The 19,396-nt window shown below is 59.9% G+C and carries 23 protein-coding genes; 14 read left to right on the top strand and 9 right to left on the bottom strand.

Going from position 1 to position 19,396, the window contains the following annotated elements; translation table 11 throughout:
• Positions 1-110 precede the first annotated feature (110 nt).
• The gene (gene argH / locus AC3WMT_RS04815) at positions 111-1,505 is read left to right on the top strand and encodes an argininosuccinate lyase (protein ID WP_008084559.1); all 1,395 of its coding nucleotides are present in this window, start codon (positions 111-113) and stop codon (positions 1,503-1,505) included.
• A gap of 120 nt (positions 1,506-1,625) precedes the next feature.
• Here argH and AC3WMT_RS04810 read toward each other — a convergent pair whose 3' ends face one another.
• Entirely contained in the window at positions 1,626-2,285 is a 660-nt protein-coding gene (locus tag AC3WMT_RS04810) for a glutathione S-transferase family protein (protein WP_103302947.1), read from the bottom strand.
• 124 nt (positions 2,286-2,409) lie between these two features.
• Here AC3WMT_RS04810 and AC3WMT_RS04805 point away from each other — a divergent pair, with 124 nt between their 5' ends.
• The 3 genes from AC3WMT_RS04805 to AC3WMT_RS04795 all read left to right on the top strand — a co-directional run bounded on the left by AC3WMT_RS04805 (position 2,410) and on the right by AC3WMT_RS04795 (position 6,223).
• Complete coding sequence (locus AC3WMT_RS04805) at positions 2,410-2,694, top strand: hypothetical protein (RefSeq protein ID WP_103302551.1); 285 nt, start codon at positions 2,410-2,412, stop codon at positions 2,692-2,694.
• Positions 2,695-2,950: 256 nt separating this feature from the next.
• Entirely contained in the window at positions 2,951-3,196 is a 246-nt protein-coding gene (locus AC3WMT_RS04800; RefSeq protein ID WP_039757399.1) for a TIGR02647 family protein, read from the top strand.
• 183 nt (positions 3,197-3,379) lie between these two features.
• The gene (locus AC3WMT_RS04795; protein WP_103302552.1) at positions 3,380-6,223 is read left to right on the top strand and encodes a class I adenylate cyclase; all 2,844 of its coding nucleotides are present in this window, start codon (positions 3,380-3,382) and stop codon (positions 6,221-6,223) included.
• Between the two features lie 6 nt (positions 6,224-6,229).
• On the opposite strand, the gene rnk is transcribed toward AC3WMT_RS04795, so the two are convergent.
• The 3 genes from rnk to cyaY form a co-directional block, all read right to left on the bottom strand.
• Positions 6,230-6,640: a nucleoside diphosphate kinase regulator gene (rnk, locus tag AC3WMT_RS04790; RefSeq protein ID WP_103302553.1), complete on the bottom strand. Its 411-nt coding sequence runs from the start codon at positions 6,638-6,640 to the stop codon at positions 6,230-6,232.
• Positions 6,641-6,898: 258 nt separating this feature from the next.
• Positions 6,899-7,117 carry a DUF1289 domain-containing protein gene (locus AC3WMT_RS04785; protein WP_103302555.1) on the bottom strand — a complete coding sequence of 73 codons (219 nt, stop codon included), beginning with the start codon at positions 7,115-7,117 and terminating at the stop codon, positions 6,899-6,901.
• 4 nt (positions 7,118-7,121) lie between these two features.
• Entirely contained in the window at positions 7,122-7,454 is a 333-nt protein-coding gene (cyaY, locus tag AC3WMT_RS04780; protein WP_008084571.1) for an iron donor protein CyaY, read from the bottom strand.
• A gap of 318 nt (positions 7,455-7,772) precedes the next feature.
• On the opposite strand from cyaY, the gene lptM reads away from it, so the two are divergent.
• Genes lptM through AC3WMT_RS04750 form a run of 6 tightly spaced genes read left to right on the top strand, consistent with a single transcriptional unit; the run spans position 7,773 to position 12,379 of the window.
• Positions 7,773-7,946: an LPS translocon maturation chaperone LptM gene (gene lptM, locus AC3WMT_RS04775; RefSeq protein WP_042561715.1), complete on the top strand. Its 174-nt coding sequence runs from the start codon at positions 7,773-7,775 to the stop codon at positions 7,944-7,946.
• 9 nt (positions 7,947-7,955) lie between these two features.
• Positions 7,956-9,203 (top strand): diaminopimelate decarboxylase, encoded by a 1,248-nt coding sequence (gene lysA, locus AC3WMT_RS04770; RefSeq protein ID WP_103302556.1) that lies wholly within the window; start codon positions 7,956-7,958, stop codon positions 9,201-9,203.
• Positions 9,204-9,206: 3 nt separating this feature from the next.
• The gene (gene dapF, locus AC3WMT_RS04765) at positions 9,207-10,037 is read left to right on the top strand and encodes a diaminopimelate epimerase (RefSeq protein ID WP_103302557.1); all 831 of its coding nucleotides are present in this window, start codon (positions 9,207-9,209) and stop codon (positions 10,035-10,037) included.
• A 13-nt stretch (positions 10,038-10,050) separates the two neighbouring features.
• Positions 10,051-10,776, top strand: a complete 726-nt coding sequence (locus AC3WMT_RS04760) for a DUF484 family protein (protein ID WP_103302558.1) — start codon at positions 10,051-10,053, stop codon at positions 10,774-10,776.
• Between the two features lie 2 nt (positions 10,777-10,778).
• On the top strand, positions 10,779-11,678 hold the full coding sequence (xerC, locus tag AC3WMT_RS04755) for a tyrosine recombinase XerC (protein WP_039757393.1): 900 nt from the start codon (positions 10,779-10,781) through the stop codon (positions 11,676-11,678).
• Complete coding sequence (locus tag AC3WMT_RS04750; RefSeq protein WP_103302559.1) at positions 11,675-12,379, top strand: HAD family hydrolase; 705 nt, start codon at positions 11,675-11,677, stop codon at positions 12,377-12,379. Before xerC ends, AC3WMT_RS04750 begins: the two co-directional genes overlap by 4 nt.
• Positions 12,380-12,576: 197 nt before the next feature.
• Here AC3WMT_RS04750 and sutA read toward each other — a convergent pair whose 3' ends face one another.
• The 4 genes from sutA to glnK form a co-directional block, all read right to left on the bottom strand.
• Positions 12,577-12,903 (bottom strand): dormancy-specific transcriptional regulator SutA, encoded by a 327-nt coding sequence (sutA, locus tag AC3WMT_RS04745; protein WP_007920420.1) that lies wholly within the window; start codon positions 12,901-12,903, stop codon positions 12,577-12,579.
• 102 nt (positions 12,904-13,005) lie between these two features.
• Entirely contained in the window at positions 13,006-13,431 is a 426-nt protein-coding gene (locus AC3WMT_RS04740; RefSeq protein ID WP_102901435.1) for a secondary thiamine-phosphate synthase enzyme YjbQ, read from the bottom strand.
• A gap of 216 nt (positions 13,432-13,647) precedes the next feature.
• Positions 13,648-14,985: an ammonium transporter gene (locus tag AC3WMT_RS04735; RefSeq protein WP_103302560.1), complete on the bottom strand. Its 1,338-nt coding sequence runs from the start codon at positions 14,983-14,985 to the stop codon at positions 13,648-13,650.
• 38 nt (positions 14,986-15,023) lie between these two features.
• Positions 15,024-15,362, bottom strand: coding sequence for a P-II family nitrogen regulator (gene glnK, locus AC3WMT_RS04730; protein ID WP_002555808.1), 339 nt, complete (start codon positions 15,360-15,362; stop codon positions 15,024-15,026).
• A gap of 395 nt (positions 15,363-15,757) precedes the next feature.
• Between glnK and AC3WMT_RS04725 the strand changes: the two genes are divergently transcribed.
• Together AC3WMT_RS04725 and AC3WMT_RS04720 are read left to right on the top strand one after the other, a co-directional pair.
• Entirely contained in the window at positions 15,758-16,018 is a 261-nt protein-coding gene (locus AC3WMT_RS04725; protein ID WP_007920416.1) for an accessory factor UbiK family protein, read from the top strand.
• A 359-nt stretch (positions 16,019-16,377) separates the two neighbouring features.
• Complete coding sequence (locus AC3WMT_RS04720) at positions 16,378-16,905, top strand: BRO-N domain-containing protein (RefSeq protein WP_103302561.1); 528 nt, start codon at positions 16,378-16,380, stop codon at positions 16,903-16,905.
• On the opposite strand, the gene AC3WMT_RS04715 is transcribed toward AC3WMT_RS04720, so the two are convergent.
• Complete coding sequence (locus AC3WMT_RS04715; protein ID WP_103302562.1) at positions 16,900-17,169, bottom strand: HigA family addiction module antitoxin; 270 nt, start codon at positions 17,167-17,169, stop codon at positions 16,900-16,902. The genes AC3WMT_RS04720 and AC3WMT_RS04715 overlap by 6 nt on opposite strands.
• A 204-nt stretch (positions 17,170-17,373) precedes the next feature.
• On the opposite strand from AC3WMT_RS04715, the gene AC3WMT_RS04710 reads away from it, so the two are divergent.
• Both AC3WMT_RS04710 and AC3WMT_RS04705 read left to right on the top strand, forming a co-directional pair.
• Positions 17,374-17,571, top strand: coding sequence for a hypothetical protein (locus AC3WMT_RS04710; protein ID WP_103302563.1), 198 nt, complete (start codon positions 17,374-17,376; stop codon positions 17,569-17,571).
• A gap of 147 nt (positions 17,572-17,718) precedes the next feature.
• On the top strand, positions 17,719-19,212 hold the full coding sequence (locus tag AC3WMT_RS04705) for a YifB family Mg chelatase-like AAA ATPase (RefSeq protein WP_103302564.1): 1,494 nt from the start codon (positions 17,719-17,721) through the stop codon (positions 19,210-19,212).
• Positions 19,213-19,396 lie beyond the last annotated feature (184 nt).

The raw sequence follows: 19,396 nt of genomic DNA, 5'->3' as shown, positions 1-19,396 counted from the left end.
ACGATGAGAAAAAAACGTATCGACCGGTGTCAGCGACAGGATTGGCAACCCTGTTATTATCCGCGCCAGCGTTTCACGCCTTCTTTCTTCAAGCCGATACGAGCGAATTCATGAGCACTGACAAGACCAATCAGTCCTGGGGCGGCCGCTTCAGTGAACCCGTCGACGCCTTCGTCGCCCGCTTCACCGCCTCCGTCACTTTCGACCAGCGCCTGTATCGCCACGACATCATGGGCTCGATCGCCCACGCCACCATGCTGGCCAAGGTCGGCGTGCTGACCGATGCCGAGCGCGACAGCATCATCGACGGCCTGAACACCATTCAGGGTGAAATCGAGGCTGGCCAGTTCGACTGGCGCATCGACCTCGAAGACGTGCACATGAACATCGAAGCACGCCTGACCGACCGCATCGGCGTCACCGGCAAGAAACTCCACACCGGGCGTAGCCGCAACGACCAGGTCGCTACCGACATCCGCCTGTGGCTGCGTGACGAAATCGATCTGATCCTCGCCGAAATCACCCGTCTGCAAAAAGGCCTGCTGGAGCAGGCCGAGCGCGAAGCCGCGAGCATCATGCCGGGCTTCACCCACTTGCAGACCGCACAACCCGTGACCTTCGGGCACCACATGCTGGCCTGGTTCGAAATGCTCAGCCGCGACTACGAGCGTCTGGTCGACTGCCGCAAGCGCACCAACCGCATGCCGCTGGGCAGCGCCGCGCTGGCCGGCACCACCTACCCGATCGACCGTGAATACACCGCACAGCTGCTGGGCTTCGACGCCGTCGGCGGCAACTCGCTGGACAACGTGTCCGATCGCGACTTCGCCATCGAATTCTGCTCGGCTGCGAGCATCGCGATGATGCACCTGTCGCGCTTCTCCGAAGAGCTGGTGCTGTGGACCAGCGCGCAGTTCCAGTTCATCGATCTGCCTGATCGTTTCTGCACCGGCAGCTCGATCATGCCGCAAAAGAAAAACCCTGACGTGCCAGAGCTGGTACGCGGCAAGACTGGCCGTGTGTTCGGTGCACTGATGGGCCTGCTGACCCTGATGAAAGGCCAGCCACTGGCCTACAACAAGGACAACCAGGAAGACAAGGAACCGCTGTTCGACGCCGCCGACACCCTGCGCGATTCGCTGCGTGCGTTCGCTGACATGATCCCGGCGATCAAGCCGAAACACGCAATCATGCGCGAAGCAGCACTGCGCGGTTTCTCTACTGCGACCGACCTGGCGGACTACCTGGTACGTCGCGGCCTGCCGTTCCGTGACTGTCACGAAATCGTTGGCCACGCGGTGAAGTACGGCGTCGACACTGGCAAGGATCTGGCCGAGATGAGCCTGGAAGAATTGCGTCAGTTCAGCGACCAGATCGAACAGGACGTGTTTGCCGTGCTGACCCTGGAAGGCTCGGTGAATGCCCGTGACCATATCGGCGGCACTGCGCCGGCGCAGGTCAAGGCTGCGGTAGTGCGCGGTCAGGCACTGATCGCCAGCCGCTAAAAGCATCGCTGGCAAGCCAGCTCCCACAGGGTTCTTTGCTGGAACACAATTTTGCGTTCGACCCAAAGACCTGTGGGAGCTGGCTTGCCAGCGATGACTGACTTCAGAACGCTGGAAAACTCACTTCTTGGCAGCGATCATCGCCAAAAACGTCGGCATCGCCGCCTCTTTATCCGCAGCGATTTTCTGCACATGCGGATTCTGCTCAAGCTGCTCCAGCAGCGCTTTCGCCTTCGGCATCTCTGCCAGCAAATCCACATCGAACAACTTCTTCCCGACCGCGCACGCCAACGGCACGCTGTAGAGGAAGTACAAGTCAGCAATACTCAGACTGTCGCCCGCCACATACGGGGCGAATTTTCCGTGACGGCCCAGTGCGGCAAAACCCAGCAGCAGCTCGGCCTTGGTCTTTTCCTTGATCGCCTCCGGCAGCGTTGTGCCGAAAAACGCTTCGCCATAACAGGCACGGCCCGGCAGTTCGATGTACAGCTCGATTTCCTTGGCAATCGCCAGCACCTGCGCACGCGCAAACGGATCGCTCGGCAGCAGCGGTGTGCCTTTCTGGGTCTGTTCGAGGTATTCGAGGATGATCGCGGTTTCGTTGATGAACCCCGCGTCCACGCCCAGTACCGGCACCTTGCCACGCGGGCTGATGGCCAGGGATTCCGGGGTCGGCGTCGGGTAGAACGTGACTTCTTCGAACGGCAGGCCCTTTTCCAGCAGCGCCAGTTTGACCATGTTGTAGTAGTTGCTGACAGAGAATCCGTAGAGTTTGAGCATCACATTGCCTCCAAGGCCGTGCGGGGTGGGCGGTGTCTGTTTATAGATCGCCCGGGCGATTCCTGCCAGCAGCATCATGGCGCTGAATGCGGGTAAACTGGCGCCTTTCCTTGAGGAGCCTGCCATGAGCGAGCCGACAGACATCGACAACGACGAAGAAGAGTTCACCGAGAGCACGCTGATCGAAGCGATCGAGAACCAGATCGAAAGCGACAACCCGCCGGCAGCCAAAGCCACGCTAAACAAGCTGACCCTGGTCGGTGTCGAGCGCGAAGAGATCCTCAATCTGATGGCTCACGTACTGGCCTACGAGATTGACGCGATGCTTGATGAAGACCGCCCATTCAACACCGAATGGTACGAAGCGGCACTGCGCGCACTGCCAGAGCTGCCACCCGAAAAGCAGTAACAACACAATCCCCTGTGGGAGCGAGCCTGCTCGCGAATGCGGTGCATTAGCAAAAACACGCTCAATGACACACCGTATTCGCGAGCAGGCTCGCTCCCACAAGGTTTGTTACGTATCCGGCCAGCCATCTCACTGACCCCGACTACACTGGAATCCGCCTCAAGACAAAATCCCTGATCTGAGCACTGGACACGCCGCAAAAGCGGGTTCACCTTAGGGACGCTGTCGTCCAATTCCTAGAAAGTCTGGAGTCCTTATGTCGCTTACCCCTGAGCTGGTTGCCGAACTGGAAGTCCTCGCACTCTTCAACCTGGACAGTTCCCAGGAAGGTTTGAAAATTCATCAGACCGCTGCCCCGAAGCACATCGCTGCTGCCCAACGCCTCTTTGAAAAAGAACTCACCGACCAGCCCGATGGCGGTTATCTGACCAGCCTGGGCCGTGACGCCGCGCAAAATGTGCAAACCGTGCTGACCATTCTGAGAGAGCAAGAAACCGCCTGATCCCCCTGACTTTGCCCACGGGAACTCCTGCCACGGGATTTCCGCGGGCCCACCAAGTCACCCCGCGATAAAAATCTGACGTCAAAAAACAAATTCAGCTTAAAAGTCCCATTGCGCAAAGGCTAAACTCTCCCACATTCCGAGACCCTCTACGTCCGAGCCTGCGAGCCGGTTTGAGCTGACATGACGCGCACCCATGAAATCCGCCCCGATCTGGACGAGGGAATCGACCGCAAGGTCCTCAGCCAGTTGCGCGCACGTTTTCTCAAACTCAACGAAGGTCGCCTGGGCCGTGCAATGGAGGGGCTGTCGACACGCCAGCAAGGCGTTTTGACGCTGCTGCCGCTGTTCTTCCACGTCAATCATCCGCTGCTGCCAGGCTATGTCTCGGGCAGCACGCCGGCCGGCCTGTCGAATTACGAGCCGGATGCCAGCACCCTCGCTGAAGCCCAGCGCCTGACCCGTTCCTTTTCCTACAAGCCGCGCCACGGCAGCAATCCGCCGCGACCGATTCACGGGCTGTTCCTGATGGGCAGCCTCGGCACCCTGGCCCAGGCCGATCAGAGCGACATGGACGTGTGGGTCTGTCATGCGCCGGACCTGACTGAAAGCGAACTGGCCGAGCTGAGCAAGAAATGCCAGCTACTGGAAACCTGGGCCGCGAGTCAGGGCGCCGAGGCGCATTTCTTTCTGATCGACCCGGTGCGCTTCGTCAAAGGCGAACGCGACACCCAACTCAGCTCGGAAAACTGCGGCACCACTCAGCACTATCTACTGCTGGACGAGTTCTACCGCACCGCGATCTGGCTGGCCGGGCGCACACCGATCTGGTGGCTGGTGCCGGTCTACGAAGAAAACGCCTACGACCTTTACACCCACACGCTGCTGTCGAAGCGCTTCATCCGCGCCGACGAAACCCTGGATCTCGGCCATCTGGCGACGATTCCGCCGGGAGAATTCATCGGTGCCGGACTGTGGCAGCTGTTCAAGGGCATCGAGTCGCCCTACAAATCGGTGCTCAAGCTACTGCTGACCGAGGTTTACGCCAGCGAACACCCAAAGGTGCACTGCCTGAGCCTGCGCTTCAAAAAAGCCGTGTTTGCCAATCAGCTCGATCTAGATGAACTCGACCCGTACATGGTCGTGTACCGGCGCATCGAGGAATACCTCATCGCGCGCAACGAGCCGGAACGTCTGGAGCTGGTGCGCCGTGCGCTGTACCTGAAGGTCAATCGCAAGCTCACCGGCAGCAGTCGCAGCCAGGGTTGGCAACGTTCGCTGCTGGAACGGTTGGCCAACGAATGGCATTGGGATCAGCGACAACTGGCGCTGCTCGACAGTCGCAGCCAGTGGAAAGTCCGTCAGGTCAGCGCCGAACGTCGTGCGCTGGTGAACGAACTCAATTACAGCTATCGCTTCCTGACCCAGTTCGCCCGCACCGAACAAACTGTCAGCCTGATCAACAAGCGCGATCTCAATGTGCTCGGTCGCAGGCTTTATGCCGCGTTCGAGCGCAAGGCCGACAAGGTCGAGTTCATCAACCCAGGCATCGCCCCCGATCTGGCTGAAGACACCCTGACCCTGGTGCAGTCGCGCAACAAGAAGGAACCCGGGCAAACCCAGTGGGGCTTGTACAACGGCAGCCTCACGGCGCTGGAATGGGAACACTTTGCGCCGATCAAGCGCAGCCGCGAGTTGCTCGAACTGCTGACCTGGTGCCATCGCAACGGCGTGATCGACAGCAGCACCCGCTTGGCCCTGCACCCCGGCACCAGCGACCTGAGCGAGTTCGAACTGTTCAATCTGCTCGGCAGCCTGCAACAGTGCATCGCCCTGCCCTTGCCCACCGTGGCTGAAGAACCGCTGTTGCGCGCAGCCGTGCCGAGCGAAGTGCTGATGCTGGTCAACGTCGGCGTCGATCCGCTCAAGCATCACCGCGACCTCAATATTCTGATGACCACCGAGCGCACCGATTCGCTGAGTTACGCCGGGGTGCGCGAAAACCTCGTGCTGACCCTCGATCAGGTCACGCTCAACAGCTGGAACGAAGTGCTGGTTAACCGCTTCGACGGCCCCCACGCCCTGCTCGACTGCCTGCGTGACTACCTCAACAATCTGCCGCGCGGGCCGTTGCAACCGTCGTTGAAGGTGCGCTGCTTCTGCCATAACCGCGCGCAGTTCATCGCCCGTCGCGTGGAAGAAATTGTCGATACCGCGCAGAACCTGCTGCTCAGCGAATTGAATCATCGCTACCTGATTCAGGTGCAGCAGCACTACCACGTTCTGGAACTGGTGCCGGGGCAAGTCAACCACGTCGCCCTCGCGACACTGCCGGCATTGCTCGATTACCTCGGCGAAGAACAGCCGCGCTACAGCCCACTGCACCTGGACCCGATGGCGCTGGAGGATCACGACCTCGCGCTGATCCTGCCAATGGGCCAGCCGGAAAGCATTCAGGTGTTCTACAGAATCACCGAACAGCAAGCCGAGCTGTACGTGCTGGATGAATTCAACGCGCTGTGGCAGCAGCATTTGCCGTATCACGATGAGCAAAGTCTGCTGGTGCCCATGCAGCGTTTCCTGCAATCGATCCAGTATCGACGCGAAGCGTCGCTGCCGATGGACGCCGCGCCTTCGGCAAGCCTTGAGACTTTGTATTACCAGTTATTACCTTCGGGGCCGGGACGGGCGCGACGGGTCGAAGCGCGGCCGGCACCGCAGACGCCAGTGAACAAACCGTTCTACGACGTGCAGGCGATCGTCGGCAAAGCCGCACCGGGGGAAGTGCAGGTCACTTTGTATTGCAATCAACGGGAATTCAGCGAGCTGGAACATGGCGACCAGCTGTTCAGCGTGGTCGCCCGGGAGATCGTCGAGCAGCGCCGCGAGACCGAGCGCTATCGGTGCTACATCACCGATCTAGACCTTTCGGGCCTGCTCGGTGACGGGCAAAGTTCAAGCAATCTGTATCTGCGCTACAAGGCCGACCTGGAGCGCGCCCTGAACGAGGCGCTCGAACAGGTCTGAGGCGGGTCACTCGCGAAAATCACCACCGTTGGCCGGTTGCGATTCGACTTCCAGCAAGGTCAGCTTCAGGGTCTTGCCACCGGGAGCCGGCCAGTCGATGTGTTGACCGACCTTCAGGCCCAGCAGCGCGCTGCCGACCGGCGCCAGAATGGAGATCTTGCCTTCATCGGCGTTGGCATCCTTGGGATAGACCAGCGTCAGGTGGTAATCCTTGCCACTGCCTTCTTCGCGGCAATGCACGCGGGAATTCATCGTCACGACATCGGCGGGGACTTCATCGTGACCGACCACTGTATCGGCGCGGTCCAGTTCGGTTTGCAGCGCAATCACGCCCGGCAGCGAGTCATCCAGGCTGTCGATCAGGCGCTCCAGACGTTGTACGTCCAGACGGGTAAGGGTGATGGAAGGTGCGGTCATGATCCGGGCAGACTCCTTTCTTCTGCACAAAAAAAGCAAAACCCCGCCAAAAAAGACGGGGTTTTCACCGAGCCTCGGTGGGTTGAGGCGTGTTCGGACACTATCACAGCTCAAAAAATATACAAGCCACCCACTTTTGATCTGGCAAGAACCCCCTGTGACGAGGGGATTTATCCCCGATGGGTCGCGCAGCGGCCCCAAGCTTTTGAGACTGCTGCGCAGTCTGTCGGGGATAAATCCCCTCACCACAGGGTCAAGTCAAGTCAGGGATTTTCGTGCGGCAGCCTGCTGACAGATGATCCGCCGCCGCTCGTCGTCTGCCGAGCGCCATTCGCGAATGTCCTCAACATGCCGGAAACAACCGAGGCAAACCTTCTGTTCATCCAGTCGGCACACGCCGCTGCACGGCGAAGGCACCGCCGGGCTGACGTTGCTGTAAAGCGGCTTGGGCGGACGAACAGGAGCGGTGTCAGTCACGGAATCACAGACCTTCGAAATCGAAATCAGCGCCGGCCTGCTGCTTGACGATGCGCTCAAGCATTTCGCCTAGCTGCTCTTCGCTCTTGTCGCACATCCAGCGTTCGCTCTCTTCGTCGTAGTCGAAGTGGAAACCACCGGACACCGCCGCCAGCCACAGCTGACGCAGTGGCTCCTGACGGCTGAAGATCAGCTGCGAGCCGTTTTCGAACTTGACGGTGAGCACACCGGCCGAGTTCTCCATGTCGATATCCAGGTCGCTTTCGTCAAAGATGTCTTCCAGTTTTTCCTGGGTTTCATCGACCAGATCGTGGAAACGGGCTTCGGACAAACTCATTGCGGCAACCTCAAAAAATGTCTGATCAGGCTCAAGCGCCGAAAGATACGGACGCCGCTGGCCGATTGCAAAGATTAACGACCAAGCACCTCTATGGCACTGTAAACACCGTACCTGCGGGAGCGGGCTTGCCCGCGATGAGGCCGGCAAATTCAACATCAATGTCGACTGAACCACCGCAATCGCGGGCAAGCCCGCTCCCACAGGGTTCTACGTACTGGCGGACGAGCCCCGCCGGACGGGTGGGCCATCACATAGGCAAGCCGCCGGGTGGCCGGTATACTCCGGCGCAATTAACGCATTTTCAAGGATTTCGCCATGAAGCGCCTGATCTCTTCCCTTGCTGCGCTCGTCGCGGTTGCCTGCCTCGTTTCGGCCTGCGGTCAAAAAGGCCCGCTGTACCTGCCCGATGACGATCAGGACCCGGCCGAGCAAGCCCAGTCTTCGCAAAAGCAGCCTGCCTCCAAGGCACACAAGCACGACGTTTACTAAGGGATCGCCATGGACGCTTTTAACTACCGTGGCGGGGAGCTGTTCGCGGAAGGTGTGGCGCTGTCCGCCATCGCCGACCGTTTCGGCACGCCCACCTATGTTTACTCGCGCGCGCACATCGAAGCCCAGTATCTGGCCTACGCCGATGCGCTGGCCGGCATGCCGCATCTGGTGTGCTATGCGGTCAAAGCCAACTCCAACCTCGGTGTACTGAATGTCCTGGCCCGTCTCGGCGCCGGTTTCGACATCGTTTCCCGTGGCGAGCTGGAGCGCGTACTCGCCGCTGGCGGCAGCCCTGACAAGATCGTGTTTTCCGGTGTCGGCAAGACCCGAGACGACATGCGTCGGGCGCTGGAAGTCGGCGTACATTGCTTCAACGTCGAATCCACCGACGAGCTCGAACGCCTGCAAGTCGTCGCCGCCGAGCTGGGCGTTCGCGCACCGGTTTCGCTGCGTGTGAACCCGGATGTCGATGCTGGCACCCACCCGTACATTTCCACCGGTCTCAAAGAGAACAAGTTCGGCATCGCCATTGCCGACGCCGAAGATGTGTACGTGCGCGCCGCGCATCTGCCGAACCTGGAAGTGGTCGGTGTCGACTGCCACATCGGTTCGCAACTGACCACCCTGCCGCCGTTCCTCGATGCCCTTGATCGCTTGCTCGATCTGGTCGACCGTCTCGGCGATTGCGGCATTCATCTGCGCCACATCGATCTCGGTGGCGGCTTGGGTGTGCGTTATCGCGATGAAGAGCCACCATTGGCTGCCGACTACATCAAAGCCGTGCGTGAGCGTCTGCACGGTCGTGATCTGGCGCTGGTGTTCGAGCCGGGCCGTTTCATCGTTGCCAATGCCGGCGTACTGCTGACGCAGGTCGAGTACCTCAAGCATACCGAGCACAAAGACTTCGCCATCGTCGACGCGGCGATGAACGACCTGATCCGCCCGGCGCTGTATCAGGCCTGGATGGATGTCACTGCGGTCAAACCGCGTGACACTGCTGCGCGCAAGTACGACGTGGTCGGCCCGATCTGCGAGACCGGCGACTTCCTCGCCAAGGACCGCGAGCTGGCGCTGGAAGAAGGCGACCTGCTGGCGGTTCATTCGGCCGGTGCCTACGGCTTCGTGATGAGTTCCAACTACAACACCCGTGGCCGTGCCGCTGAAGTGTTGGTAGACGGTGATCAGGTATTTGAAGTGCGCCGCCGCGAAACCGTGGCCGAGCTGTTTGCCGGCGAAAGCCTGCTGCCGGAGTAACCCATGCTGCTGCGTTTTACCAAAATGCACGGCCTGGGCAATGACTTCATGGTTCTCGACCTGGTCAGCCAGCACGCGCATATTCAGCCAAAGCACGCCAAGCAATGGGGCGACCGGCACACCGGTATCGGCTTCGACCAGTTGCTGATCGTCGAGGCGCCGAGCAACCCGGACGTGGATTTCCGTTATCGGATCTTCAACTCCGACGGTTCCGAAGTGGAACAGTGCGGCAACGGTGCGCGCTGCTTCGCACGTTTCGTGCTCGACAAGCGTCTGACCGCCAAGCGCCAGATCCGCGTCGAGACCAAGGGCGGCATCATCGAGCTGGACGTGCGTAACGACGGCCAGATCGGCGTGAACATGGGCGCCCCGCGCCTGGTGCCGGCGGACATTCCGTTCGAAGCACCGGCGCAGGCCGCAAGCTATCAGTTGGAAGTCGACGGCACCACGGTCGAACTGGCGGCGGTGTCGATGGGCAATCCACACGCGGTGTTGCGCGTGCAGGACATCAACAGTGCTCCGGTGCATGAGCTGGGGCCGAAGATCGAACACCACCCGCGCTTCCCGGCACGGGTCAATGTCGGTTTCCTCCAGGTCATCGACCGCAACCGCGCGCAATTGCGCGTGTGGGAGCGCGGCGCCGGGGAAACCCAGGCCTGCGGTACCGGCGCCTGTGCGGCGGCTGTCGCAGCAATCAGTCAGGGGTGGATGGATTCGCCGCTGTTGATCGACTTGCCCGGCGGGCGTCTGTCCATTGAATGGGCAGGCCCTGGCCAACCGGTGCTGATGACCGGTCCGGCAGTGCGTGTATACGAAGGACAAGTGCGTCTTTGAGTGAGCAGAAGCCATGACCGATAAGCCTCAGGTACCCGCCCGACAGTCCGACGAATCAGCGTCCGAGAGCCTGGAGGCGGCAGCGGTTGCCGCGTACCTGGAGGCTCATCCGGACTTCTTCGTCGAACATGAAGAATTGCTCCCGGCCTTGCGTATTCCGCATCAGCGCGGCGACACCGTATCGCTGGTCGAACGGCAAATGACCATCCTGCGCGACCGCAATGTCGAGATGCGTCACCGCCTCTCGCATTTGATGGATGTCGCCCGTGACAACGATCGGCTGTTCGACAAGACCCGCCGCCTGATCCTCTCGCTGATGGACGCCGCCAGCCTGGAAGACGTGGTCATCAGCGTTGAAGACAGCCTGCGTCAGGACTTTCAGGTGCCCTTCGTCAGCCTGATTCTGCTCGGCGACAACCCGGCGCCGGTCGGTCGCTGGGTGACCCACGCCGACGCACAAACGGCCATCGGCGGTTTGCTCACCGAAGGCAAAAGCGTCAGCGGCAACCTGCGCGAACATGAACTGGATTTCCTGTTCGGCGAAGAACAGCGCAAGCAGATCGGTTCGACCGCCGTGGTCGCGGTCAGTCATCAAGGCATCCACGGGATTCTGGCGATTGCCAGCCGTGATCCGCAGCACTACAAGAGCTCGGTCGGCACACTGTTCCTGAGCTACATCGCCGAAGTCATGGGCCGCGTGCTGCCACGGGTCAACAGCTCCCTGCGCTCGGTACGCTGAGCATGGAACGACAACTGGACGCTTACTGCGAACACCTGCGCAGTGAGCGGCAGGTGTCGCCGCACACGCTGTCGGCCTACCGCCGCGACCTCGATAAAGTCCTCGGCTGGTGCATCAAGCAGAACATCGGCAGCTGGGCCGCGCTGGATATTCAGCGCCTGCGCAGTCTGATCGCCCGCCTGCACGCGCAGGGCCAGTCCTCGCGCAGCCTCGCGCGACTGCTCTCGGCGGTGCGCGGGCTCTATCACTATCTGAATCGCGAAGGCCTCTGCGACCACGATCCGGCGACCGGTCTGGCGCCACCGAAAGGCGAACGTCGCCTGCCAAAAACACTCGACACCGACCGTGCACTGCAACTGCTTGAGGGCGCGGTCGAGGATGATTTTCTGGCGCGACGCGATCAGGCGATTCTGGAGTTGTTCTATTCCTCCGGCCTGCGCCTTTCCGAACTGACCGGACTCAATCTTGATCAACTCGACCTCGCCGACGGCATGGTTCAGGTACTCGGCAAGGGCAGTAAAACCCGTCTGTTGCCGGTCGGTAAAAAAGCCCGTGAAGCCCTCGAACAATGGCTGCCTTTGCGGGCCATGACCAACCCGGCGGACGACGCCGTGTTCGTCAGCCAACAAGGCCGACGCCTCGGCCCACGGGCAATTCAGGTGCGGGTCAAACTGGCCGGCGAGCGTGAACTGGGGCAGAACCTGCACCCGCACATGCTGCGTCATTCCTTCGCCAGCCACTTGCTGGAATCCTCGCAGGACCTGCGCGCGGTGCAGGAACTGCTCGGCCACTCGGACATCAAGACCACGCAGATCTACACCCACCTGGACTTCCAGCACCTGGCGGCGGTCTACGACAGTGCCCACCCACGGGCCAAACGCATGAAAGGCGATGATTCATGAGCATCCAGTTGATCACCTTCGACCTCGACGACACCCTGTGGGACACCGCCCCGGTGATCGTCAGCGCCGAAGCGGTATTGCGCGAATGGTTGAGCGAACATGCACCGAACCTGGGCGCGGTACCGGTGGAGCATCTGTGGGCGATTCGCGAGCGGGTGCTGGCTAATGAGCCAACGCTCAAACACCGCATCAGTGCGTTGCGTCGGCGGGTGTTGTTCCATGCGCTGGAAGAGGCAGGTTATGCCCACGGCGAAGCGTCGGAGCTGGCGGACAAGAGTTTTGAAGTATTTCTGCATGCGCGACATCAGATCGAAGTATTTCCTGAAGTTGAGCCGGTGCTGGAGATTCTCGCCAATCATTACTCGCTTGGCGTGGTCACCAATGGCAACGCCGATGTGCGCCGGTTGGGGCTGGCGGATTACTTCAAGTTTGCGTTGTGTGCGGAAGACATCGGCATCGCCAAACCGGATGCGCGGCTGTTTCATGAGGCGTTGCAACGCGGTGGCGCCACCGCCGAAACCGCCGTGCATATCGGTGATCACCCGGGCGATGACATTGCCGGCGCACAGCAGGCGGGCATGCGCGCGATCTGGTTCAACCCGGCGGGCAAAGTCTGGGAAGCCGAGCGTCTGCCGGATGCCGAGATCCGCAGCCTGACCGATTTGCCAGCGGTGCTCGCACGCTGGAATGCCCAGCACTGACCCTGAATTCACCTCATCCCCTGTGGGAGCTGGCTTGCCAGCGATGAGGCCAGCACATTCAACATCAATGTTGTCTGACAGGCCGCCATCGCTGGCAAGCCAGCTCCCACAGGGTCTGCATCACCTTCAAATGTTTATTCCAGACATGAAAAAGCCCGCAGCGACGGCGGGCTTTTTCAGCAAGCAAGCGGCAGGCCTCAGATAGGGCGGCTACCGTACTTGTTGTCCGGCTTCTTCGGAGGATCGGCGACCACGTTGGCCTCCACTTCCTGCACTTTTCCGCCGCGCGACAGGAACTCTTCCATGGCCTTGGCCAGGGCGTCGCGTTCCTTGTTCTTGGCTTCAATGCTCGGCAACTCGTCTACCGACACCGCAGCCTTGGCTTTGCCTTTGGCAGCCGGCGCCGGCGTATCGTCACCGCCATCGTCGTCAGCAACGTCTTCCGCTGCTGCTTCCAGGCCTTCCTCGGCCTCGTCTTCGTCGCCTACTTCGAGGTCGTCGTTTTCCAGATCATCGTCGCTCATGTTCTACCTCATGACTTGCGAAAAGCAGATTAGTTATAGACCAGCTTTGGCAACTGTCGAAAGTCGCCGTTAAAAAATCAGTAACCATTGGTGACCAACGGTTTATGCCCCTTCACCGTGCAAGGTGGCGAGGACTTTTCGAGCACCGCCATGATCACGGTGCTCGCCCAGATAAACGCCTTGCCAGGTGCCCAGTGCCAAACGGCCTGCCGAAACCGGCAGACTGATCTGACAGCCAAGCACGCTGGCCTTGAAGTGCGCCGGGAGGTCGTCCAGGCCTTCGTCGTTATGCTCATAGCCGTCTGTTCCTTGTGGGATCAGACGATTGAAAAATCGTTCGAAGTCGCGACGGACCGCCGGATCGGCGTTCTCGTTGATGGTCAACGACGCCGAGGTATGCTGCAGCCACAAATGCAACAGACCGACCCGGCACTCCCTGAGTTCAGGCAGGCCTTTGATCAACTCGTCCGTTACCAGATGAAAGCCCCGGGGCCGTGCCCGCAGGGTTATCAGAGTCTGTTGCCACATACAGTTCTCCGCACGTTCGGGGCGCATTCTAGCGCGCTCTGGGAAAAAACAAAGGCCCTAATATTCCTGCAATCATGTAAGCCATTGCCCGCAGAAAAACACCCGTCGTAAACACGACCAAAGGCGTACGAAAAATCCTTTCAGCTGTATCGTGATCGACAAATTCCAGACAAAAAAATGCCCGGCGAGCCGGGCAAATTTTTTCAATGCGCGTACTTACAAGTTGTAGCCGCGTTCGTTGTGTTGTGCCAGATCGAGGCCCACCGACTCTTCTTCCTCGGTCACACGCAGACCCATCACAGCATCCAGAACCTTGAGGATGATGAAGGTGACGATCGCGGTGTAGATCACCGTGAAGCCGACGCCTTTGCACTGAATCCACACTTGTGCGGCGATGTCGGTGACGGTGCCGAAGCCACCCAGCGACGGTGCGGCGAACACACCGGTGAGGATCGCGCCGAGGATACCGCCGATACCGTGCACGCCGAACGCGTCCAGGGAGTCGTCATAACCGAGTTTGCGTTTGAGGGTGGTGGCGCAGAAGAAGCACACCACGCCCGCCGCCAGACCGATCACCAGTGCGCCCATCGGGCCCACGGTGCCGGCAGCCGGAGTAATCGCTACGAGGCCGGCAACCACACCCGAGGCGATGCCCAGTGCGCTTGGCTTACCGTGAGTGATCCACTCGGCAAACATCCAGCCCAGTGCAGCAGCAGCGGTAGCAATCTGGGTGACCAGCATCGCCATGCCGGCAGTGCCGTTGGCCGCAGCAGCAGAACCGGCGTTGAAGCCGAACCAGCCAACCCACAGCATCGCCGCGCCCATCAGGGTGTAACCCAGATTGTGCGGAGCCATCGGGGTGGTCGGGAAACCTTTGCGCTTGCCCAGAACCAGGCAGCAGATCAGACCGGCAACACCGGCGTTGATGTGCACCACGGTGCCGCCCGCGAAGTCGAGCACGCCCCAGTCCCACATCAGGCCGCCGTTACCGGACCAGACCATGTGCGCGATCGGTGCGTAAACCAGGGTGAACCAGATGCCCATGAAGATCAGCATCGCGGAGAACTTCATCCGCTCGGCGAACGCACCGACGATCAACGCCGGGGTGATGATCGCGAAAGTCATCTGGAAGGTGACGAACACTGCCTCAGGAAACAACGCCGCAGGCCCGGTCAGGCTGGCTGGCGTGATGCCCGCGAGGAACGCCTTGCCGAAGCCGCCGACAAAGGAGTTGAAGTTGACGACGCCCTGCTCCATGCCGGTGGTGTCGAACGCGATGCTGTAGCCGTAAATGACCCACAGGACGCTGATCAGACCGGTAATGGCGAAGCATTGCATCATCACGGAAAGAATGTTTTTCGAGCGAACCATGCCGCCGTAGAACAGCGCCAGGCCCGGGATGGTCATGAACAGCACGAGGGCCGTCGAGGTGAGCATCCAGGCAGTGTCGCCGGAATTGAGGACCGGGGCCGCCACTTCGTCTGCCGCCATGGCAAGGCTGGGCATTACGATGGACAACAGGGCTCCTAGCCCTGCGAATTTACGCAGAGTCATATTGTTTTCTCCTGGGGCGTTGGGGTTTGTGGCGGCGTTTAAATCGCGTCGGTATCGGTTTCGCCGGTACGGATGCGAATCGCCTGTTCCAGATTGACCACGAAGATCTTGCCGTCACCGATCTTGCCGGTGTTAGCCGCCTTGGTGATCGCCTCGATCACCCGATCCAGATCCTTGTCGTCGATGGCCACGTCGATTTTCACCTTGGGCAGAAAATCGACCACATATTCCGCGCCGCGATACAGCTCGGTGTGACCCTTCTGCCGGCCGAAGCCTTTGACTTCAGTAACGGTAATGCCCTGCACGCCGATTTCGGACAGCGACTCGCGCACGTCGTCCAACTTGAACGGCTTGATGATGGCAGTGACTAGCTTCATGAAACTCTCTCCCGAATTGGTGGACTTGCCCCAGGAAAACAAACCCGACTCAAGTCTAAGCGCAGTGCCTGGCTTTGTAACGCATCGCTGACGCCAGCTAACCGCATCAGACGAAACTCCCCGCTTCGCCTGCCGCACTGCATTCGTCACAGCGACTGCATCAGTGCATGGGTCGAAGGTGACTAAGCAGAAACCTTGCCATCTCGCCAAAATCCCCTGATTTCAATCCCTTGGCCGCTGCCGCAAGCCATCCCGCGCAAAAGGCCCAGCGGATACGCACAACAACGGTGCGTCGCCGTCCGTCCGCCTGCGCGAAAAGCGTGCATCCCTGACCACGAGATTGACTATAGACACTGCGTGATACACTGCCGGCCATTGTTTCCAGGACATCCACCATGCTCGCGCCCAAAGACTTCCTCGACGCCCTGAGCGGCACCGCCTCCCGCCTGTTCAGCGGCGACACCCCGCTGCCGAAAGCCGAAATCGAAAGCCAGTTCAAGATGCTGCTGCAGAGTGCCTTCAGCAAACTCGATCTGGTCAGCCGTGAAGAGTTCGATAGTCAGATGGTTGTACTGGCCCGCACACGAGCCCGCCTCGAAAGCCTAGAAGCCAAGGTTGCCGAGATGGAAGCCAAGCTGACACCGCCCGCTGAATAATCCGCGCCCCCTGTAGGAGCTGCCGAAGGCTGCGATCTTTTGATCTCCAGCCCTTCAACCATCCCGGCAACGTCCTACAACCTGCACCACCGCCGTCCGATTGCGCCGAAAAGCCCAGGTTTCTAAGCTCATCCGATGCTGAATGTTCAGCACCGGGTTTGGCGACCTGGACAGCTTAAGGCGCACGACAACCATGATGGCGGCTACATTTACCGCCACATCGTTTCATGGCGGTTGTGCGTGGGAGACCTTCGGGTCTGCCGGGTTCCTTTTGCTCCGGTTCGCCAACCCGCGTACAACTGCCACCCAATCGTTTGGCGACGATTGAGGGCAGCCCCTTAAGCAAGAGGAACTGCTCAATGAATCAAGAAGAGACTTATCTAAAACCTTACATCTTCACCCGCCACAAACTCCCCCTCCACGCCCTCCTCATCCAGAACCAACCCTGGTTCTGCGCCCGAGACCTGAGCCGCCTGCTGCATATCTACCTCAACGAACGCATGCTGCGAAAACTCGATCCCGACCAATACCAGACCCGCAAAACCCTGATCCACAATCAAATCGAAAACACCCTGCTGATCAGCGAATCCGGCATCTACGCCCTCCTCGTCTACCACTACTGCCCCGAATACCGAGCGCTACGCGAATGGCTCACCCACCAGGTCATCCCCACCCTGCGCGACGCCCAACACCCCACCACAAACGAACGTCCACACCTGAGCCTGCTCAGTTGGCCGGACATGACGTTGAGTTTGTTGCACTGGAATAACCAGCCGTGGATTCGGTTGCAGGATGTGCCGTTGATGATGGTGGAACGGGAAGAGTCGAAGCGCCCAATGACGGGGCCATGGTGGAAAAGGGCTTCGCGGATGCTGCAATCGCTATAAGACCGCATGCCGGAGCTGAGCCCTGCGCAAATCGTAAGTCGACTGAAGATTCATCCAGAACTCAGGCGTGGTGTTGAGATGAATGGCAAGTCTGATTGCCAAGTCAGCGCAGATCCTCAGCTGGCATTTCACAAGCTTTTCGATCTCACTTTCGGGCCATTTCGTGGGCATGGCCAGATCCATGACAGTCATGCCCAACGGCTCCATGAATTCCTTATTCAGAACCTCGCCCGGATGAATCGGGCGCATACCATTGCGGTCCATTTTTCGCCTCCAGAGGCTGCATTGAACGACCAAACTGGAGCATCCGACTCCGCGATACAAGACCGTCGAAACCCTTTCGCCGACGTCCTACAACTATTAGGGCATGGCCCTACAAAAATCAGCGTCTGCGCCTGATTACGCGACCTTTCCTCCTTGTACTACGGTGACCAGCGAAGCATTTGTCACCCGAAAAACGAGGCCTCAATGAAAGACAAAAAGAGAAGGAAAAAGCTAGAAGAGATTGTTGGATATCACGCTGAAGCACTTCGGTTAGCCGGAGGTATTTCAGCCAATCAGCGTCGTTTTATTGAGGTAGCAGCCAAGTACGGTAAAGAACTCGAACCGGATGGTTGGTTGGCCGGGGGAGGAAGCCAAGTAAGAAATCCCGAAGAAGAAAACTAATGTGGCGCCTCTACTGAACGTGGAAGGGCACCTTGGCAACATCCAGTGAAGGTTTGCCCTCGGATCCGTGTCGCCTGGATTCGCTCTCCCAACTACCCTTAAAAAACCCGCAGGAAGCGGCTCCCCGATTCAGCTCAAGGAACGACCATGTCCCTCTCCATCGTCCACAGTCGCGCCCAGATTGGCGTGGAAGCCCCCGCCGTCACCGTCGAAGTTCACCTGGCCAACGGTCTGCCGTCGCTGACCATGGTCGGCCTGCCCGAGGCGGCGGTGAAGGAGAGCAAGGATCGGGTGCGCAGCGCGATCATCAATTCCGGGCTGCAGTTTCCGGCGCGGCGGATCACCTTGAATCTGGCGCCGGCGGATCTGCCCAAGGATGGCGGACGGTTTGATCTGGCGATTGCCTTGGGGATTCTGTCGGCGAGTGTGCAGGTGCCGTGTCTGACGCTGGATGATGTGGAATGTCTGGGTGAGTTGGCGCTGTCCGGCGCCGTACGAGCGGTGCGTGGCGTGTTGCCCGCGGCATTAGCGGCGCGCAAGGCGGGTCGTGCGCTGGTGGTGCCGCGGGCGAATGCCGAGGAAGCGTGTCTGGCCTCGGGTTTGAAGGTGTACGCGGTGGATCATCTGCTGGAAGCGGTGGCACATTTCAACGGGCACACGCCCGTCGAGCCTTATGTATCGGACGGCTTGATTCATGCCGCCAGACCCTATCCCGATCTCAACGAAGTGCAGGGGCAAATGGCAGCCAAACGTGCGCTGCTGATCGCGGCGGCGGGCGCGCACAACCTGTTGTTCAGCGGGCCGCCGGGAACGGGCAAGACATTGTTGGCCAGTCGATTGCCGGGACTGCTCCCGCCATTGTCCGAATGCGAAGCACTGGAGGTGGCCGCCATTCAATCCGTCGCCAGCGGCGTGCCGTTGACCCATTGGCCGCAACGTCCTTTTCGCCAGCCACACCACTCGGCATCAGGCCCGGCACTGGTCGGCGGCAGTTCGAAACCGCAACCCGGCGAAATCACCCTGGCCCACCACGGCGTGCTGTTTCTCGATGAGCTGCCGGAGTTTGATCGCAAGGTGCTGGAGGTGCTGCGCGAACCGCTGGAGTCCGGCCACATCGTGATTGCACGAGCCAAGGACCGCGTGCGCTTTCCAGCGCGCTTTCAATTGGTGGCAGCGATGAACCCGTGTCCCTGTGGATATCTCGGTGAACCAAGTGGCAAGTGTTCGTGCACGCCGGACATGGTTCAGCGTTATCGCAACAAGCTGTCGGGCCCCCTCTTGGACCGGATCGACTTACACCTGACGGTGGCGCGGGAGGCAACGGCGCTGAACCCTGCGGTCCAGCCAGGGGAAGACAGCGCCAGTGCCGCCGCGCTGGTAGCCCAGGCCCGCGAGCGACAACAGAAACGTCAGGGATGTGCCAATGCGTTTCTTGATCTGCCGGGGCTGCGTCGCCACTGCAAGTTATCCACAACCGACGAGACCTGGCTGGAATCAGCCTGTGAACGACTGACCTTGTCGCTGCGCTCGGCGCACCGACTTCTCAAGGTCGCCAGGACGTTGGCCGATCTGGGGCAGGAAGAAAACGTCCGGCGCGAGCACTTGGCAGAGGCGTTGCAATATCGGCCGGCAACACAGTGAGAATGACAGCGCTACTCGCAAATGGGCGGGGCAAAAAATAAACATCCGTGTCGATGGCCATAGACCGAGATGTGATATAACGGCGACGCTCTTTTTATTAGTTATCCGTCCATCGTCAAGACATAGAGCATTTTTCAGCGTGAAAATGGAGGCTGGACATCATGGAGAAGATATCTATTGCTTA

The sequence above is a fragment of the Pseudomonas sp. FW305-7 genome, from assembly GCF_058786735.1.
This window is presented reverse-complemented; position numbering and strand designations above follow the sequence as displayed.

Bases quoted from the DNA above. Each gene is read 5' to 3' on its own strand.
- AC3WMT_RS04805 (WP_103302551.1), top strand. From the start codon at position 2,410: ATGAGCGAGCCGACAGACATCGACAACGACGAAGAAGAGTTCACCGAG.
- AC3WMT_RS04795 (WP_103302552.1), top strand. From the start codon at position 3,380: ATGACGCGCACCCATGAAATCCGCCCCGATCTGGACGAGGGAATCGAC.
- AC3WMT_RS04735 (WP_103302560.1), bottom strand. From the start codon at position 14,985: ATGACTCTGCGTAAATTCGCAGGGCTAGGAGCCCTGTTGTCCATCGTA.
- AC3WMT_RS04800 (WP_039757399.1), top strand. From the start codon at position 2,951: ATGTCGCTTACCCCTGAGCTGGTTGCCGAACTGGAAGTCCTCGCACTC.
- lysA (WP_103302556.1), top strand. From the start codon at position 7,956: ATGGACGCTTTTAACTACCGTGGCGGGGAGCTGTTCGCGGAAGGTGTG.
- xerC (WP_039757393.1), top strand. From the start codon at position 10,779: ATGGAACGACAACTGGACGCTTACTGCGAACACCTGCGCAGTGAGCGG.
- AC3WMT_RS04710 (WP_103302563.1), top strand. From the start codon at position 17,374: ATGAAAGACAAAAAGAGAAGGAAAAAGCTAGAAGAGATTGTTGGATAT.
- AC3WMT_RS04760 (WP_103302558.1), top strand. From the start codon at position 10,051: ATGACCGATAAGCCTCAGGTACCCGCCCGACAGTCCGACGAATCAGCG.
- AC3WMT_RS04715 (WP_103302562.1), bottom strand. From the start codon at position 17,169: ATGGACCGCAATGGTATGCGCCCGATTCATCCGGGCGAGGTTCTGAAT.
- cyaY (WP_008084571.1), bottom strand. From the start codon at position 7,454: ATGAGTTTGTCCGAAGCCCGTTTCCACGATCTGGTCGATGAAACCCAG.
- dapF (WP_103302557.1), top strand. From the start codon at position 9,207: ATGCTGCTGCGTTTTACCAAAATGCACGGCCTGGGCAATGACTTCATG.
- lptM (WP_042561715.1), top strand. From the start codon at position 7,773: ATGAAGCGCCTGATCTCTTCCCTTGCTGCGCTCGTCGCGGTTGCCTGC.
- AC3WMT_RS04810 (WP_103302947.1), bottom strand. From the start codon at position 2,285: ATGCTCAAACTCTACGGATTCTCTGTCAGCAACTACTACAACATGGTC.
- argH (WP_008084559.1), top strand. From the start codon at position 111: ATGAGCACTGACAAGACCAATCAGTCCTGGGGCGGCCGCTTCAGTGAA.
- AC3WMT_RS04705 (WP_103302564.1), top strand. From the start codon at position 17,719: ATGTCCCTCTCCATCGTCCACAGTCGCGCCCAGATTGGCGTGGAAGCC.
- AC3WMT_RS04750 (WP_103302559.1), top strand. From the start codon at position 11,675: ATGAGCATCCAGTTGATCACCTTCGACCTCGACGACACCCTGTGGGAC.
- sutA (WP_007920420.1), bottom strand. From the start codon at position 12,903: ATGAGCGACGATGATCTGGAAAACGACGACCTCGAAGTAGGCGACGAA.
- AC3WMT_RS04725 (WP_007920416.1), top strand. From the start codon at position 15,758: ATGCTCGCGCCCAAAGACTTCCTCGACGCCCTGAGCGGCACCGCCTCC.
- AC3WMT_RS04740 (WP_102901435.1), bottom strand. From the start codon at position 13,431: ATGTGGCAACAGACTCTGATAACCCTGCGGGCACGGCCCCGGGGCTTT.
- rnk (WP_103302553.1), bottom strand. From the start codon at position 6,640: ATGACCGCACCTTCCATCACCCTTACCCGTCTGGACGTACAACGTCTG.
- AC3WMT_RS04720 (WP_103302561.1), top strand. From the start codon at position 16,378: ATGAATCAAGAAGAGACTTATCTAAAACCTTACATCTTCACCCGCCAC.
- glnK (WP_002555808.1), bottom strand. From the start codon at position 15,362: ATGAAGCTAGTCACTGCCATCATCAAGCCGTTCAAGTTGGACGACGTG.